This is a genomic window from Nocardioides pakistanensis, from assembly GCF_054781215.1.
Genome location: NZ_BAAGUV010000072.1, coordinates 47,769 through 63,638, shown reverse-complemented (window position 1 = coordinate 63,638; position 15,870 = coordinate 47,769). Strand labels below are relative to the sequence as shown.

Annotated in this window: 14 protein-coding genes; 13 read left to right on the top strand and 1 reads right to left on the bottom strand. The window is 72.1% G+C overall.

The window, feature by feature from the left end:
• Positions 1-3: 3 nt before the first annotated feature.
• The gene (locus ACYVIH_RS20780) at positions 4-1,008 is read right to left on the bottom strand and encodes an AAA family ATPase (RefSeq protein ID WP_460871455.1); all 1,005 of its coding nucleotides are present in this window, start codon (positions 1,006-1,008) and stop codon (positions 4-6) included.
• A gap of 447 nt (positions 1,009-1,455) precedes the next feature.
• On the opposite strand from ACYVIH_RS20780, the gene mraZ reads away from it, so the two are divergent.
• From mraZ to ACYVIH_RS20715, 13 genes are all read left to right on the top strand, one after another.
• Complete coding sequence (mraZ, locus tag ACYVIH_RS20775; RefSeq protein WP_460871454.1) at positions 1,456-1,887, top strand: division/cell wall cluster transcriptional repressor MraZ; 432 nt, start codon at positions 1,456-1,458, stop codon at positions 1,885-1,887.
• A gap of 192 nt (positions 1,888-2,079) precedes the next feature.
• Positions 2,080-2,232, top strand: a complete 153-nt coding sequence (locus ACYVIH_RS20770; RefSeq protein ID WP_460871453.1) for a hypothetical protein — start codon at positions 2,080-2,082, stop codon at positions 2,230-2,232.
• A 9-nt stretch (positions 2,233-2,241) separates the two neighbouring features.
• Positions 2,242-3,219, top strand: a complete 978-nt coding sequence (gene rsmH / locus ACYVIH_RS20765; protein ID WP_460871452.1) for a 16S rRNA (cytosine(1402)-N(4))-methyltransferase RsmH — start codon at positions 2,242-2,244, stop codon at positions 3,217-3,219.
• The gene (locus ACYVIH_RS20760; RefSeq protein ID WP_460871451.1) at positions 3,216-3,830 is read left to right on the top strand and encodes a hypothetical protein; all 615 of its coding nucleotides are present in this window, start codon (positions 3,216-3,218) and stop codon (positions 3,828-3,830) included. Before rsmH ends, ACYVIH_RS20760 begins: the two co-directional genes overlap by 4 nt.
• The gene (locus tag ACYVIH_RS20755) at positions 3,827-5,587 is read left to right on the top strand and encodes a peptidoglycan D,D-transpeptidase FtsI family protein (protein WP_460871450.1); all 1,761 of its coding nucleotides are present in this window, start codon (positions 3,827-3,829) and stop codon (positions 5,585-5,587) included. The genes ACYVIH_RS20760 and ACYVIH_RS20755 overlap by 4 nt, the downstream gene beginning before the upstream one ends.
• A 19-nt stretch (positions 5,588-5,606) precedes the next feature.
• Entirely contained in the window at positions 5,607-7,163 is a 1,557-nt protein-coding gene (locus ACYVIH_RS20750; RefSeq protein WP_460871449.1) for a UDP-N-acetylmuramoyl-L-alanyl-D-glutamate--2,6-diaminopimelate ligase, read from the top strand.
• Positions 7,160-8,566: a UDP-N-acetylmuramoyl-tripeptide--D-alanyl-D-alanine ligase gene (locus ACYVIH_RS20745; RefSeq protein WP_460871448.1), complete on the top strand. Its 1,407-nt coding sequence runs from the start codon at positions 7,160-7,162 to the stop codon at positions 8,564-8,566. The genes ACYVIH_RS20750 and ACYVIH_RS20745 overlap by 4 nt, the downstream gene beginning before the upstream one ends.
• On the top strand, positions 8,563-9,633 hold the full coding sequence (mraY, locus tag ACYVIH_RS20740) for a phospho-N-acetylmuramoyl-pentapeptide-transferase (RefSeq protein WP_460871447.1): 1,071 nt from the start codon (positions 8,563-8,565) through the stop codon (positions 9,631-9,633). Before ACYVIH_RS20745 ends, mraY begins: the two co-directional genes overlap by 4 nt.
• Positions 9,615-11,075: a UDP-N-acetylmuramoyl-L-alanine--D-glutamate ligase gene (gene murD / locus ACYVIH_RS20735; RefSeq protein ID WP_460871446.1), complete on the top strand. Its 1,461-nt coding sequence runs from the start codon at positions 9,615-9,617 to the stop codon at positions 11,073-11,075. Before mraY ends, murD begins: the two co-directional genes overlap by 19 nt.
• A 60-nt stretch (positions 11,076-11,135) precedes the next feature.
• Positions 11,136-12,407, top strand: a complete 1,272-nt coding sequence (ftsW, locus tag ACYVIH_RS20730) for a putative lipid II flippase FtsW (RefSeq protein ID WP_460871445.1) — start codon at positions 11,136-11,138, stop codon at positions 12,405-12,407.
• Positions 12,408-12,414: 7 nt separating this feature from the next.
• Positions 12,415-13,491, top strand: a complete 1,077-nt coding sequence (gene murG, locus ACYVIH_RS20725; protein WP_460871444.1) for an undecaprenyldiphospho-muramoylpentapeptide beta-N-acetylglucosaminyltransferase — start codon at positions 12,415-12,417, stop codon at positions 13,489-13,491.
• A complete protein-coding gene (gene murC, locus ACYVIH_RS20720) occupies positions 13,488-14,918 on the top strand; it encodes a UDP-N-acetylmuramate--L-alanine ligase (RefSeq protein ID WP_460871443.1) in 1,431 nt (476 codons plus the stop codon). Before murG ends, murC begins: the two co-directional genes overlap by 4 nt.
• The gene (locus ACYVIH_RS20715; protein WP_460871442.1) at positions 14,905-15,669 is read left to right on the top strand and encodes a cell division protein FtsQ/DivIB; all 765 of its coding nucleotides are present in this window, start codon (positions 14,905-14,907) and stop codon (positions 15,667-15,669) included. Before murC ends, ACYVIH_RS20715 begins: the two co-directional genes overlap by 14 nt.
• Positions 15,670-15,870 lie beyond the last annotated feature (201 nt).

The following is a 15,870-nucleotide window of genomic DNA, read 5'->3' as shown; positions in this document are numbered from 1 at the left end:
CCGTCAGGCCCGGCGTCGACTCTCCGGCGTCGCGACACCGGAGAGGATCTGGTTCAGGGTCGAGGCGGTCGTCCGGCCGCTCATCGACGCCTCGACGGTCGGCAGCAACCGGTGCGCGAGCACCTGAGGGGCCAGCGCGAGCACGTCGTCAGGGATGACGTAGTCGCGGCCGTCCATCGCCGCCGACGCCTTCGCCGCCCGGACCAGGTGCAACGTCGCGCGCGGCGACGCCCCGAGCACCAGCTCCGGCGAGCGACGGGTGGCGGTGGTGATCGCGACGGCGTACCGCTGCACGGCTTCGGCGACGTACACGCCGTTGACGATGTCGATCAGCTTGCGGATCTCCGCAGAGTCCGTGACCGGCTCCAGGTCCTCCAGGGGGCTGTGCCGGGTGTGCGCGTCGAGCATCGCGATCTCGGCGGCCTCCACGGGGTAGCCCATCGACACGCGCGCCATGAACCGGTCGCGCTGCGCCTCGGGCAACGCGTAGGTGCCCTCCATCTCGATCGGGTTCTGCGTCGCGATCACCATGAACGGCGCCTCGAGGTGGTACGTCGACCCGTCGACGGTCACCTGGCGCTCCTCCATGCACTCCAGCAGCGCCGACTGGGTCTTGGGGGAGGCACGGTTGATCTCGTCGCCGACCACGATGTTGGCGAAGATCCCGCCTGGCCGGAACTCGAACTGCCGGGTGTCCTGGTTGAAGACGGACACGCCGGTGACGTCGGAGGGCAGCAGGTCCGGCGTGAACTGGATCCGGCGCACCGTGCAGTCGATGGAACGGGCCAGGGTCTTGCTGAGCATGGTCTTGCCGACGCCCGGCACGTCCTCGATCAGCAGGTGGCCCTCGGCGAGCAGCACCACCAGGGCCGTCCTGGCCACCTCGGGCTTGCCCTCGATGACCTTCTCGATGCTCTCGCGCACCCGGCGGGTCACCCGGGCGAGCGTGTCGAGGTCGGCGGAGTTGGCGCCGCTCCCCGCTGTGTCGCTGCTGGCCGCTGTGCTCACGCTTTCTGTCCCTCCCGCCGTCCCCGTCGCCCCTCGACGGACTCCGGGTCCCGTCATGCGTCCGGACCCGGCCTGCGTGCCCTCCATCCAACCTCATCGTCCAGAGCCCTGTCACCGGCTTCGGCGCAGCGGGGTCGACGAGGCCGCTCCACTCCGCACCACCCCCGTGCCCCACGGGGCGCTCCACCGCGCTCCACCAGTCGCTCCACTCCGCCCCACCAGTCGCTCCACTCCGCTCCACCCGCGCCGGCCGCCGGCACGGGAACCCGCCGTGACCTGCAGAGACGCGGCGGTGCCGCCTCGACGCGATCGGGCGGTCACGGCAGCTCCTCGGGGCGCGACACGGGCGAAAGTTTGTGCGTTTCTGGTTGAAGGTGGAGGGAAGTGGAGTATGGTGGAGCGCAGTGGAGGAGAGGGAAGCCTCAGGGTCACCGGGAGGAGGTGCCGATGTTCTTCGGTACCTACACACCCCGGCTCGACGACAAGGGCCGCCTGTTCCTCCCGGCGAAGTTCAGGGACGAGCTGTCGGAGGGTCTTGTGGTCACACGGGGACAGGAGCGCTGCCTCTACGTGTGGTCGATGGACGAGTTCGGCAAGCTCACCGAGCGCCTGAAGGAGGCCCCGGTGACCAACAAGGGGGCCCGGGACTACGTCCGCATGTTCTTCGCCGGTGCCTCCGACGAGACTCCCGACAAGCAGGGCCGGATCACGATCCCGCCGATGCTGCGGGAGTACGCCTCACTCACCAAGGACTGCATTGTCATCGGCGCGATGAACCGGATCGAGATCTGGGACGCCGCCTCGTGGCAGGCCTACTCCGACGAGCAGGAGCAGGCGTTCGCCGACCTCAGCGAGGAGGTGCTCCCCGGCTTGATGTGACGTAGCCGGCCGACAGCAGAGTCGCCGGGCCCGGCCCACGCCCGCTCGCCCTGCCATCTGGCGCACCTTCCCCGGTGCCAGAGGGCAACTTCCCAGGGACGAGCGGACGGGGACCAGGCCGCGCGAATCCGACACACAGCACCACCGACCGCGGGTCGGTGTCATCACAGGATTCATTCGAGGGGTCGAAGCATGAGTCTCAGCTACTCCGGACAGCTGTCCGGCCAGCCCGTCCGGCGGGTCCGTCACGAGGTCAGGGACGGGATGGCGGTCATCGCCTTCTCGGCCGTCGCGTCGTCGGGGCTCGCCGCGGCCCTGATGCTGTTCCTCTCCCTGGTCGACTAGGCCCGCGCAGTGACGACTCCCCGCCACGTCCCGGTCCTGCTCGACCGGGTCGTCGCTCTGGTCACCCCGGCGCTCGAGCGACCCGGGCACGAGCAGACGATCTTCGTCGACGCCACGCTCGGCCTCGGCGGGCACAGCGAGGCGGTCCTGTCAGCCTGCCCGCACGCGCACCTGGTCGGAGTCGACCGCGACACGCACGCCCTCGAGCGGGCCGAGCAGCGGCTGCAGCCGTACGCCGGGCGCACCTCGTTCGCGCACGCGGTGTACGACGAGATCCCCGACGTGCTGGACCGGCTCGGCGGTCACGACCACGCCGACGCGATCCTGTTCGACCTCGGGGTCTCCTCGATGCAGCTCGACGTCCGGGAGCGCGGCTTCGCCTACGCCGAGGACGCGCCGTTGGACATGCGGATGAACGACACCGCCGGGCAGACGGCCGCGGACGTGCTCAACACCTACCCGGTCGAGGAGCTCAGCCGGATCCTCCGCTCGTACGGTGAGGAGCGGTTCGCCCGCCGGATCGCCGAGGCGATCGTCCGGGAGCGCGAGCGTGAGCCGTTCACCCGGTCGGCGCGGCTCGTCGAGCTGGTCCGGGACTCGATCCCGGCGCCGGCCCGTCGTACCGGAGGGCACCCGGCCAAGCGCACGTTCCAGGCCCTGCGCATCGAGGTGAACGACGAGCTCTCCGTGCTGCGCCGGGCGATCCCGGCGGCCATCGACTCCGTCGGCGTGGGTGGCCGCGTCGTGGTGATGTCCTACCACTCGCTCGAGGACCGCCTGGTCAAGCAGGCGTTCGCCGAGCAGACCCGCTCCGACGTCCCTCCCGACATGCCGTTCGTCCCCGAGGGCCACGAGCCGCCCCTGCGGCTGCTCACCCGCGGCGCGGAGAAGGCGTCGTCCGAGGAGATCGCCGAGAACCCCCGAGCCGCTTCGGTGCGTCTGCGCGCCGTCGAACGTGTCCGTCCCAGCACCGGAGCCGCACAATGAGCACACCTCTTTACCAGCCGCGTGCCCGCATCCCACGGCTCGCCGAGGCCGCCGTCGAGCGGGCCCGCCTCACGGTCGTGCCGGGCCGCGCCACCAAGGCCGCCCGGGTCCCGTTCATCACGCTGGTCTCCCTCCTGCTCATCGGCGGTGTGGTCGGGCTCCTGCTGTTCAACACGCACATGCAGCAGGGGTCGTTCGTGGTCTCCTCGATGGAGGAGCAGGCGGCCGTGCTCGCCGGCAAGGAGGAGTCGCTGCGCATGCAGCTGCACCGGATGCGTGACCCCCAGCACGTCGCGGAGCGGGCCAAGAAGCTCGGCATGGTGCCGGCCGGGAGCCCGGCGTTCATCCGGCTCTCCGACGGCAAGGTGCTCGGCAGACCCGCCGCCGGGGAGCCGGCTGACGCGCTGCGGATCGAGCCGCTGCCGCCCGGCAAGCCCAGCTCGGTGCGTCCCCGGCTGGTGATCGCCGAGGTGCCCGAGGCGACGAAGAAGGACAAGCGCGAGCGCGACACGGGGGCACGGTCGGAGGCCACCTCACGCGATCAGGACTCCACGTCACGTACAAAGAGCAGGAACCACGACCGGGCACAGGGAGCAGGGAGAACACCGTGAGCCGAGGCGCACGCTCGCTGCGGGGCACCTCGCTCCTCCGGCTGCGCGTGGGCCTGATCCTCATCGCGATGGTGGTCTCGGTCTTCGCTGCGCGGCTCTTCCAGCTGCAGGGCATCGACGCGAAGGCGTACGCCGCGCGTGCCGAGGCCGTGGGCCTGCAGACGGTGACGCTGCCGGCCACCCGGGGAGCGATCCGGGACCGCAACGGCGAGCCGCTCGCTGAGTCCGCGGACGGCCTGATGCTCGTGGCCGACCCGTCGCTGACCGCCGACGACGCCCAGGAGATCGCCAAGATCGTCGCGGCGCGGATCGACGTGGACTACTTCGACGTGCTCGAACGGCTCCGGAAGCCCGACAGCCGGTTCCAGTACCTGGCCCGCCGGGTTCCCGCCGCCGAGGCGCGGGCGGTCGTCGAGGAGCTCGACGACGCCGGCTTCGAGGGCGTCGACACCGAGCGCGACCCGGTCCGCAGCTACCCGGCGGGGGACGTGGCCGCCAACATCCTGGGGTTCATGGGCGCCGACGGCAACGCCCTGCAGGGCTTCGAGCTGCTCTTCGACGAGGTGCTCTCGGGCAAGGACGGCTCGGCCACCTACGAGACCGGTGGCAGCGGCGGGCAGCGACTGCCGCTGGGGGAGAACAACGTCGTCGAGCCGGTGGACGGCTCCGACCTGACCCTGACCATCGACCGTGACGTGCAGTGGTACACCCAGCGGGTGCTTCGCCAGGCCGTGCAGGGGGCCGGCGGCGAGTCCGGCGCCGCGGTCGTCCTGGACAGCCGCACCGGTGAGGTCCTCGCGCTGGCCGACCATCCGACCTTCGACGCCAACGCTCCGACCCTGTCGCCGGAGCGCGACCTGGGCATGCGCTCCCTGTTCGACGTCTACGAGCCGGGCTCGGTGGAGAAGGTCCTCACCGCGGCCGCCCTCGTCGACGCCGGCAAGCTGACCCCCGACACCAGGATCACCGTGCCCGCGAAGCTGCACCGGCAGGACCGGGTGATCGGCGACTACTGGGACCACGGCCGGCTGCGGCTCACGCTGACCGGCGTGATCGCCAAGTCCTCCAACATCGGCACCGTCCTGGCCGCCGACGAGTTCACACCCAAGGAGCTCTACGGCTACCTCGCCCGGTTCGGGCTCGGTGCGAAGTCCGGGGTCGGCATCCCCGGCGAGGCGCGCGGCCTGCTGCCGTGGTGGAAGAACTGGTCGCAGATCAACCAGGACACGATCTCGTTCGGCCAGGGTGTCTCGGTCAACGCCCTGCAGATGGCCGCCGCGGTGAACGCGGTCGCCAACGACGGCGTGCTCGTCGAGCCGAGCCTGGTCAAGGGCCGTGCGACCACGTCGCAGGGAGCGACGGTGGGCAGCGACGTGGTCTCCTCGCGTCGGGTGATCAGCCCGCGGGCCGCCCGGCTGACCGCGGAGATGATGGAGGCGGTGACCGACCCCGAGGAGGGCACGGCGCCGAGCGCGGCGATCGAGGGCTACCGGGTGGCCGGCAAGACCGGAACCGCTCAGCGCGTGGGGGAGGAGTGCGGCTGCTACGACGGCACCTTCACCGTCTCCTTCGCCGGCTTCGCCCCGGCCGACGACCCGCGGTTCCTCGTCTACGTGGTGGTCCAGGACCCCAAGAACGGCGGCGGCGGTGGGTCCGTCGGCGGCCCGGCGTTCCGCAAGATCATGACCTACCTGCTGCGCAAGTACGCCGTGCCTCCGACCGGTGCGCCCGCACCCGACAACCCGGTCGAGTGGTGAGCGCGGGTACTCTGCCGACGTGCCAGACCAGCCCGACGAGTCGGCAGTGACCGCGACCCGACCCCGTGAGCCGTTGCGGACCCCGCTCGGGACCGTGGTCGACTGGCTCGGGGAGCGGCTGCTCGAGCGCTGCGGCTCCGACGCCCCACTCGGTGACGTCCTGGTCAGCGGGCTCACGCTCAGCTCCCAGCGGGTCCGGCCCGGCGACCTGTACGCCGCGCTCCCTGGCGCCCGGGCACACGGCGCCTCCTACGCCGACCAGGCGGTCCGAGCAGGCGCCGTCGCGGTGCTCACCGACCCGTCCGGGAGGGAGCTGTGCGCCGGGCTGGACGTCCCCGTCCTGGTCGTCGCCGAGCCCCGGCCCCTGATGGGAGACCTCGCCGCACGGGTCTACGGCGAGCCCGCGCAGCAGCTCCGGCTGGTGGCGGTCACCGGGACCCAGGGGAAGACCACGACGACCAGGCTCGCCGAGGCGGGCCTGCAGGGCTCCGGGACGCCCGCCGCGGTCGTCGGCACGGTCGGCACCCGGATCGACGGGGTCGACGTGAAGACCTCGCTCACCACGCCGGAGGCCCCGGACCTGCACGCGCTGTTCGCGGTCATGCGCGAGCAGGGGGTGAAGTGCTGTGCGATGGAGGTCTCCAGCCACGCGCTGGTGATGGGCCGCGTGGACGGGGTCGTCTTCGACGTGGCGGTGTTCACCAACCTCGGCCGCGACCACCTCGACTTCCATGCCGACGTGGAGGACTACTTCGCCGCCAAGGCCTCGCTCTTCACCCCGGAACGGGCCCGTCTCGGCCTGGTCAACGCCGACGACGAGCACGGCCGCCGGCTGCTCCGCGACGTCACGATCCCGGTCCGTTCGTTCTCCGCCACCGGCGCGGACGCGGACTGGGTGGCGCGGGACGTCGAGCTCAGCCCCACCGGGTCGAGGTTCACCGTCCGCACGCCGTCGGGGGAGACCTTCCCCGCCGGTGTCCCGCTGGCCGGAGACTTCAACGTCGCCAACGCGCTGGCCGCGATCGCCGCACTGGCCGAGGCCGGGTTCGACGCGCGTGCGGTCGCCGACGCGATCGCAGCATCCTCCGGTGTCCCCGGCCGCCTCGAACGGGTCGACGCAGGTCAGGACTTCGTGACCGTCGTGGACTACGCCCACAAGCCCGACGCGGTCGACGCGGCGCTGCGCACCTTGCGGCCGCTGACCGAGGGCCGGCTGATCGTCGTGCTCGGCGCCGGCGGCGACCGTGACCAGGGCAAGCGGCCGGTGATGGGGGAGATCGCCGCGCGGCTGGCCGACGTACTCGTGGTCACCGATGACAACCCCCGCACCGAGGACCCGGCAGCGATCCGGCGCGCCGTGCTCGACGGCGCACGCACGGTCACCGAGAGCGACCGCGCCGAGATCCGCGAGTGCGGGGACCGGCGCAGGGCCATCCGGCTCGCGGTCGCCATGGCCCGCCCCGGGGACACCGTCGTCGTGGCCGGCAAGGGGCACGAGACCGGCCAGGAGGTGGACGGGACCGTGTACCCCTTCGACGACCGCACCGTCCTGCGTGAGGAGCTCAGCCGCCGATGATCCCGATGACCCTTCCCGAGATCGCCGCCGCCGTCGGCGGGCAGGTCCACGACGACACCGGCGTGCAGGTCACCGGCCCCGCGTTCATCGACAGCCGCTCGCCGGAGCCCGGGGGCCTGTTCGTCGCTCTCCAGGGCGAGAACGTCGACGGCCACGACTTCGCCGACGCTGCGACGGCCGGCGGTGCGGCCGCGGTGCTCGGCAGCCGGCCGGTGGGCCATCCGGCGGTGGTGGTGGCCGACCCGACGGCGGCGCTGGCGGCCCTCGCCAAGCACGTCCTCGCCCGGCTCGACGCGGTGCAGGTGGTCGCGCTCACCGGCTCCCAGGGCAAGACCAGCACCAAGGACCTGCTCGCCCAGGTCCTCGCGACCACAGGTACGACGGTCGCCACGGCCGGCTCCTTCAACAACGAGATCGGCCTGCCGCTGACCGTGCTGCGCGCCGACGGCACGACGGAGTTCCTCGTGCTCGAGATGGGCGCGCGCGGTGCCGGTCACCTCGACGTCCTGTGCGACATCGCCCCGCCCCGCGTCTCCCTGGTGCTCAACGTCGGCAAGGCCCACCTCGGCGAGTTCGGCACGCAGGAGGACATCGCCCGGGCCAAGGGCGAGATCGTCGAGGCGCTGCCCGACGACGGGGTCGCGGTGCTCAACGCCGACGACCCGCTCGTCGCCGCGATGGCCGCGCGCACGGGAGCCCGGGTGCTGTGGTTCGGCGAGTCGCCGTCGGCCGACGTACGCCTCGAGGACCTCGAGCTCGACGACTTCGGCCGGCCCCGGTTCGTCCTCTCCGCCGACGGGGCCCGGGCCCGCGTCGAGCTGGCGCTGGTCGGGGAGCACCAGGCCGCCAACGCGACCGCTGCTGCCGCCGTGGGGCTGGCACTCGGGATGAGCCTGGAGAAGGTCGCCGGGGCGCTCACCGTCGCCACCGCGACCTCGCGCTGGCGGATGGAGGTGCACGAGCGCTCCGACGGGGTGACCGTGATCAACGACGCCTACAACGCCAACCCGGACTCGATGCGCGCGGCGTTGAAGGCGCTCGCGGCGATCGGCCGCGGGCGCCCGGGCACCCGCACCATCGCGGTGCTCGGTGAGATGCGGGAGCTGGGGGAGGCCGGCCGCGAGGAGCACGACGCGATCGGCCGGCTCGCGGTGCGCCTGGACATCGGGCAGCTGCTGGTCGTCGGCGAGCCGGCCCACGCGATGCACCTCGGTGCCTATCTGGAAGGCTCCTGGGGTGAGGAGTCGGTGTTCGTGCCGGACAAGGACTCTGCGCTGACCTGGCTGCGTGGTCACCTGCGCCCCGGTGACGTGGTGCTGCTCAAGGCCTCCCGAGCCGCGGGTCTGGAGACCCTGGCCGAGGCGCTGCTCGACGAGGACGAGACGAAGGAGACGACCGGATGAGGGCAATCCTCCTGGCAGGAGGTCTGTCACTCCTCTTCACGCTCCTGGGCACCAGGGTGGCGATCCGGGCCCTGGTCGCGAAGGGTTACGGCCAGCTGATCCGCGACGACGGGCCGACGACCCACCACACCAAGCGCGGCACGCCCACGATGGGCGGTCTGGTGATGATCCTCTCGGTGCTCGTCGCGTACTTCGGCGCCAAGCTGATGACCGGGGACCTGCCCACCGCGTCCGCGCTGCTGCTGCTGTTCCTCTTCGTCGGGCTCGGCACCGTCGGCTTCCTCGACGACTACATCAAGATCGCCAAGCAGCGCTCGCTCGGACTGCGCAGCAAGGCGAAGATGACCGGCCAGGTCCTGGTCGCGGTCGTGTTCGGCTGGCTGGCCCTGTGGGACGGCCTGGCCGACGAGCGCGGCGAGACCCCGGCCTCGCACGCGATCTCGTTCATCCGCGAGTTCGACTTCCTCACCCTGCCGACGCTCGTGGTGATCGGCTTCATGATGGTGATGATCGCCGGCGCCAGCAACGGCGTGAACCTCACCGACGGCCTCGACGGCCTCGCCACCGGCGCCTCCACGATGGTCTTCGGCGCCTACACGCTGGTGAACATCTGGCAGAACAACCAGAGCTGCGCGATCACCCCCGGACCGCCCTGCTACGAGGTCCGCGACCCGCTCGACCTCGCGGTCGTCGCGGCCGCGCTCACCGGTGCCTGCTTCGGCTTCCTGTGGTGGAACGCCGCCCCGGCCAAGATCTTCATGGGCGACACCGGCTCGCTCTCCCTCGGCGGCGCCCTGGCCGGCCTCGCGATCCTCACCCGCACCGAGCTGCTGCTGCTGATCATCGGCGGCCTGTTCGTGGTGATCACCCTCTCGGTGATCCTGCAGGTCGGCTACTTCAAGGCGACCAGGGGCAAACGGCTGTTCCGGATGGCGCCGTTGCAGCACCACTTCGAGCTCAAGGGCTGGGCCGAGGTGACCATCGTGATCCGGTTCTGGATCATCGCCGGGCTCTGCGTCGCGGCCGGCCTCGGAGTCTTCTACGCCGAGTGGGTGGCCGGCGTATGAACAAGCCGCTGGAGTCCCTCGGCCGTCACGACTCGTGGGCCGGCGTACGCGCCGTCGTCGCCGGGATGGGGGTCTCGGGGTTCGCCGCCGCCGACAACCTGACCCACGTGGGTGCTCACGTCACCGCGCTCGACGAGTCCGACGCCGGTGACCGCGGCGAGAAGGGCACCCTGCTGGAGGTCCTCGGCGCCGACGTCCGTCTCGGGCCCGGCACCACCGAGGTCCTGCCCGACGACGTCGACGTGCTCGTGGTCTCGCCGGGGTGGCGGCCGAGCGCGCCGCTGATCGTGCAGGCTCGTCAACGAGGCGTGCCGGTGTGGGGTGAGGTGGAGCTGGCCTGGCGGCTGCGCGACCCGGACCACGCCGCGCCGTGGCTCGCGGTGACCGGCACCAACGGCAAGACGACCACCGTGCAGATGCTCGACCACATCCTCCGCGCCCACGGCCTGCGCAGCGTCGCGGCAGGCAACGTCGGGCTGCCGCTGGTCGAGGCGGTGATGGACCCCACCCCGTACGACGCCCTCGCCGTCGAGCTCTCCAGCTTCCAGCTGCACTACACCTCGTCCATGGCCGCCGAGTCCGCCGCCGTGCTCAACGTCGCGGAGGACCACCTCGACTGGTACTCCTCCTTCGACGACTACGTGGCCGACAAGGGCCGCATCTACGAGCAGGTGGAACGCGCCTGCGTCTACAACGTCGCGGATCCGGTCACCGAGCAGCTGGTCCGCGACGCCGACGTGCAGGAGGGCGCTCGCGCGATCGGGTTCACGCTGCAGACGCCCGACGTCGGGATGCTCGGCGTGGTCGACGGCATCCTCGTCGACCGGGCCTTCATCGAGGAACGCCGCACGAGTGCCGCCGAGCTGTGCACGATCGGCGACCTGGCCTCCGACGCCCCGCACTTCGTGGCCAACGCGCTCGCCGCCGCGGCGCTGGCCCGGGCCCACGGGGTGCCGCCGTCCGCGGTGCGCGACGGCCTGCGCGCCTTCGAGCCGGACGGGCACCGGATCGCCGAGGTCGCGCAGATCGACGGCGTCCGCTACGTCGACGACTCCAAGGCCACCAACCCGCACGCGGCCACGTCGTCGCTGTCCGCCTACGACCCGGTCGTCTGGGTGGCCGGCGGGCTGGCCAAGGGCGCGCACTTCGACGACCTCGTCCGCGCCGTCCGCGGTCGGCTCCGCGGGGTCGTGCTGCTCGGCCGGGACCGCGATGTGATCGCCGACGCGCTTTCGCGACACGCGCCTGATGTGCCCGTCATCGTGATCGAGGACGGGGACACTTCTGTCATGGACCGCGTGGTCGGAGCGGCTGCCGGCCTGGCACAGCCGGGCGACACCGTGCTGCTGGCGCCGGGTTGCGCGTCCATGGACATGTTCGAGAACTACGGCGCCCGGGGAGATGCGTTCGCCCAGGCGGTGCTGAGGCTCCGCGAGGGCTAGGGGGGACGGTCCTCCCCGGACCCGCGGGCCGCGGGACGACGACGGGCAGAAGGGCTGGATGTGACCACCGCAACGGGGCAGCAGCGCCGGCAGGGCGCGGCGGCGGCGTGGGTCTCCTCCACCCGCGAGGGCCTCGGACACGCCCTCGACCGGCCGCTGACCTCCTACTACCTGCTGCTGGGGTCCTCGGCGCTGCTGCTCGTGATCGGCCTGATCATGGTGCTCAGTGCCTCCAGCGTGTACTCCTTCAAGGTCTTCGACAACAGCTACCACATCGTGCTCAAGCAGCTGGTGTGGGTGGCCCTCGCCGTACCCGTCGCGTTCGTCGCCTCGCGGCTGCCCCACCGCGCCTTGCGCGCGCTGGCCTGGCCAGGCCTGCTCGGCAGTGCTGCGCTGCTGGCGCTGACCCAGCTCGGGCTCGGCAAGGAGGTCAACGGCAACACCAACTGGCTGGCCCTGGGGCCGCTGACCATCCAGCCCGCGGAGTTCGCCAAGCTGGCGATCATCCTGTGGTGTGCCGACCTGTACGCCCGCAAGGAGCGCCTGCTCGGGGACTGGAAGCACGCGCTGATCCCCGCCGTGCCGGTGACCGGACTGCTGACCCTGCTGGTGATCAAGGGCGGCGACCTCGGCACGGCACTGGTGTTCTTCGCGATCGTGCTCGGGCTGCTGTGGGTGGTGGGCGCCCCGGCCCGGCTCTTCGGCCTGGCGATCCTGGTCGTCAGCGCGCTGGCGCTCTACCTCGCGAGCACCAGCGACGAGCGTCTCGAGCGGCTCACCAACTTCGTCGACCCGTTCAAGAACTACGAGGGTGCCGGCTGGCAGGCGGCGCACGGCCTGTTCGCGATGTCCAGCGGCGGCTGGTTCGGCAAGGGGATCTCCGCCAGCCAGCAGAAGTGGGGTGCGCTCCCCGAGGCCCACACCGACTTCATCTTCGCGGTGCTGGGGGAGGAGCTCGGCCTGGTCGGCACCCTGCTCGTCCTCGCGCTGTTCCTGACCATCGCCTACGCCGGGATCCGGGTCGCGCTGCACACGCCCGACCCGTTCGTCCGCTACATGGCCGCCGGCATCACGATCTGGCTCACCGCGCAGATGATGATCAACATCGGCATGGTGCTCGCCCTGCTGCCGGTCATCGGCATCCCGCTCCCACTGGTGTCCTACGGTGGGTCTGCACTCCTCCCGTCCCTGGTGGCACTCGGCCTGCTGATCTCCTTCGCCCGGTCCGAGCCAGGAGCCGCGGCCGCGCTGCAGGCACGCCGTCGCGGACGCTCGGTGGGCGTGAGCGCGGGGGGCCGACTGCACGGACCGACAGCACGAGCGAGGAAGTAGAGAAAGCATGCGGATTCTCCTGGCCGGGGGCGGTACGGCGGGGCACACGTCGCCGCTCCTGGCGACCGCCGATGCCCTGCGCCGACTCGACCCCGACGTCGAGGTCACGGCCCTCGGGACGCCCCGCGGCCTGGAGGTGCGTGTGGTCCCCGAGGCCGGTTACCCGCTCGAGCTGATCCCGCCGGTGCCGCTGCCCCGCAAGCCGTCGGCGGACCTGCTGCGCGTTCCTGGCCGGCTCAGGGACGCCGTGAGCAAGGCGCTCGAGGTGATCGACCGGGTCCGCCCGGCCGTGGTCGTCGGCTTCGGCGGCTACGTCTCCGTGCCGGCCTACCTCGCCGCCCGCCGCCGTCACCTGCCGATCGTCGTGCACGAGGGCAACGCGCTGCCCGGCATCGCGAACAAGCTCGGCGCCCGGATGACCGCCCACGTCGCCACCAGCTTCCCGGGCACGCCGCTGCGTCACGCGGTCTACACCGGGCTGCCGATCCGACGGATGATCTCCACGCTGGACCGTGCCGCGATGCGCGGGGAGGCACGGGAGACCTTCGGTCTGGATCCCGCACGGCCCACCCTGCTGGTCACCGGCGGCTCCCAGGGCGCCCGTCGGCTGAACCAGTCGGTGTCTGCGGCGCACGAGGCCCTCGCCCGAGCAGGCGTCCAGGTGCTGCACGTCGTCGGGCCCACGGGTGAGGCGAGCGTGTCACGGCGGGAGGGCGACCCCGCCTACGTCGTGCTGCCGTACGTCGACCGGATGGACCTCGCCTACGCCGCCGCCGACCTGGTGGTGTGCCGGGCCGGCGCCAACACGGTCACCGAGACCGCTGCGGTCGGGCTGCCCGCGGTGTTCGTGCCGCTGCCGATCGGCAACGGGGAGCAGGAGCTCAACGCCCGACCGGTGGTCGACGCCGGCGGTGGGCTGCTCGTCCAGGACGGCGCGTTCACCCCCGAGTGGGCGCAGGAGACCTTGCCGTCCCTGCTCGCCGACCGGGCGCGGCTGGACGCGATGTCGCACGCGGCCGCGGACCTGATCCCCAGGGACGCCGACGAGAAGCTCGCGCAGATGATCCTGGCGGCTGCCCGATGAGGGTCCCGGTCCCCGACACGATCCTCCCCGCGGACCGGCTCGGCCGCGTGCACTTCGTCGGCATCGGCGGCGCGGGCCTTTCCGGCATCGCCCGGATCATGCTGGCCCGGGGCATCACGGTGAGCGGCAGCGACGCGAAGGAGTCGCGCACGCTGGAGGCGCTGCGCGCACTCGGTGCCCGCTGCCACGTCGGCCACGCCGTCGAGCACGTGCACGACGTGGACACCCTGGTGGTGTCCACCGCGGTGCGCGAGGACAACCCCGAGGTCGTCGAGGCTCGGCGCCAGGGGCTGCGGCTGCTGCCGCGCTCGGCGGCGCTCGACGCGGTGATGCAGGGCCGCCGGGTGGTCGCGGTCGCGGGCACCCACGGCAAGACCACGACCACCTCGCTGCTCACCGTGGCCCTCCAGCACTGCGGGGCCGACCCGTCGTTCGCGATCGGTGGTGAGCTCAACGAGTCCGGGGCCAACGCCCACGACGGCAGCGGCGACCTGTTCGTCGCCGAGGCCGACGAGAGCGACGGCGCGTTCCTGGTGTACTCACCGCACGCCGCGGTGGTGACCAACGTCGAGGCCGACCACCTCGACAACTACGGCACCGAGGCGGCCTACCACGCGGCGTTCTCGGCGTTCCTCGAGCGGATCGACCCCGACGGGTTCCTGGTCACCTGCGTCGACGACCCCGGCGCCGCCGCCCTCGCCGAGCAGGCCCGCGCGCGCGGCCTGCGCACGGTCGGGGTGGGGGAGTCCGACCACGCCGACCTCCGTGCGGTCGACACCACCTTCGCAGGCTCGTCCTCGAGGTTCACCGTGATGGACGGGCCGGTCCGGCTCGGCGAGGTCTCCCTGCAGATCCCGGGCCGGCACTACGTCCTCGACGCGCTGGCCGCGCTCGCCGCCGGCCTCGAGCTCGGCTTCGCGTTCGCCGACCTCGCCCGTGGCCTGGAGTCCTTCACCGGCACCCGGAGGCGGATGGAGCTCAAGGGGGAGGTCGGCGGCATCCGGGTCTACGACAGCTACGCCCACCACCCCAACGAGATCGCGGGCGATCTGCAGGCCGCGCGGTCGCTGGCGGGGGAGGGACGCGTCGTGGTCGCGTTCCAGCCGCACCTGGTCTCCCGCACCAGGATCTTCGGCGCGCAGATGGGCGAGGCGCTCGGTGCCGCCGACGAGGTCGTCGTGATGGACGTGTACGTCGCGCGCGAGGACCCCGAGCCGGGCGTCACCGGAGCGCTCGTCGCCTCCCACGTGCCCCTGCCCGAGGGCCAGGTGGTCTTCGAGCCGTCCTGGCACGCCACCCCGGCGCGGCTGGTCGAGCGGGCCCGTGCCGGCGACGTCGTGCTCACGCTCGGCGCCGGCGACGTGACCCTCGTCGGCCCGGAGGTGCTCGAGCTGCTCGCCGAGAGGGCTCGGAGTGTCCAGGACTAGCGCCCCGCCCCAGCACGGGGCCGCCGACGAGCACACGGTCCGGCTCGCCCGGCGGCGGTTCGCCCGGCGTCAGTGGGCCCGGAGATGGCTGGCCTGGCGTGGCCTGCTCGTGCTCCTGGGCGTCCTCGCCGCCGTCGCCGGGGTGGTGTGGCTGGTCTTCTACTCCTCGGTCCTGGCCGTCAAGGGGGTCCGGGTCGAGGGCCTCGACGTGCTCGAGCCGGCCCAGGTGCGTCGCGTCGCGGCGGTCCCGATCGGTGAGCCGCTCGCGGCAGTCGGCCTCGAGGCGGTCGAGGCACGCGTGGAGAGCCTGGCCGCGGTGGAGAGCGTCGACGTCGCGCGCTCCTGGCCGGACCGGGTGGTGATCTCGGTCGTGGAGCGGGAGGCGGTCGCCGTCGTGGAGCGCGACGGCCGGATCCGTGGCGTGGACGCCGACGGGGTGCTGTTCCGCGGCTATGCGTCGCGTCCCGCCGGGCTGCCCGTCGTACGCATCTCGGCGGGCACCCGCGCCGAGGCACTCGCCGAGGCCGCCCGCGTGATCGACGCGCTGCCCGGGGACCTGGCCGCCGACGTCGCGCACCTCTCGGTGCGCACCGTCGACTCCATCTCGCTGGAGCTGCGCAATGGGCGCACGGTGTTCTGGGGGAGTGCGGAGGACTCCGCGAGCAAGGCCGAGGTGCTCGCGGTGCTGCTGCGGCAGAAGGCGTCGGTGTACGACGTCAGCGTGCCGGGACAGCCGACCATCAAGCGCTGAACCGCACTCGCAGCACGCACCAAGCACGTCGGATGCGAAAAGTCGCGCACCGGCTCCGCGTGTCGGTGTGGTGTCGCTGCGCTCGTCACCTAGGTTGTTCTGCAAGCGCGAGGTTGACATAACTATAACCCTCTACTTCAGGGTGAGGGTTCCGGACACACCGTCGGCCTCGGGCACTTCCCCCACCGACGTACACACCCC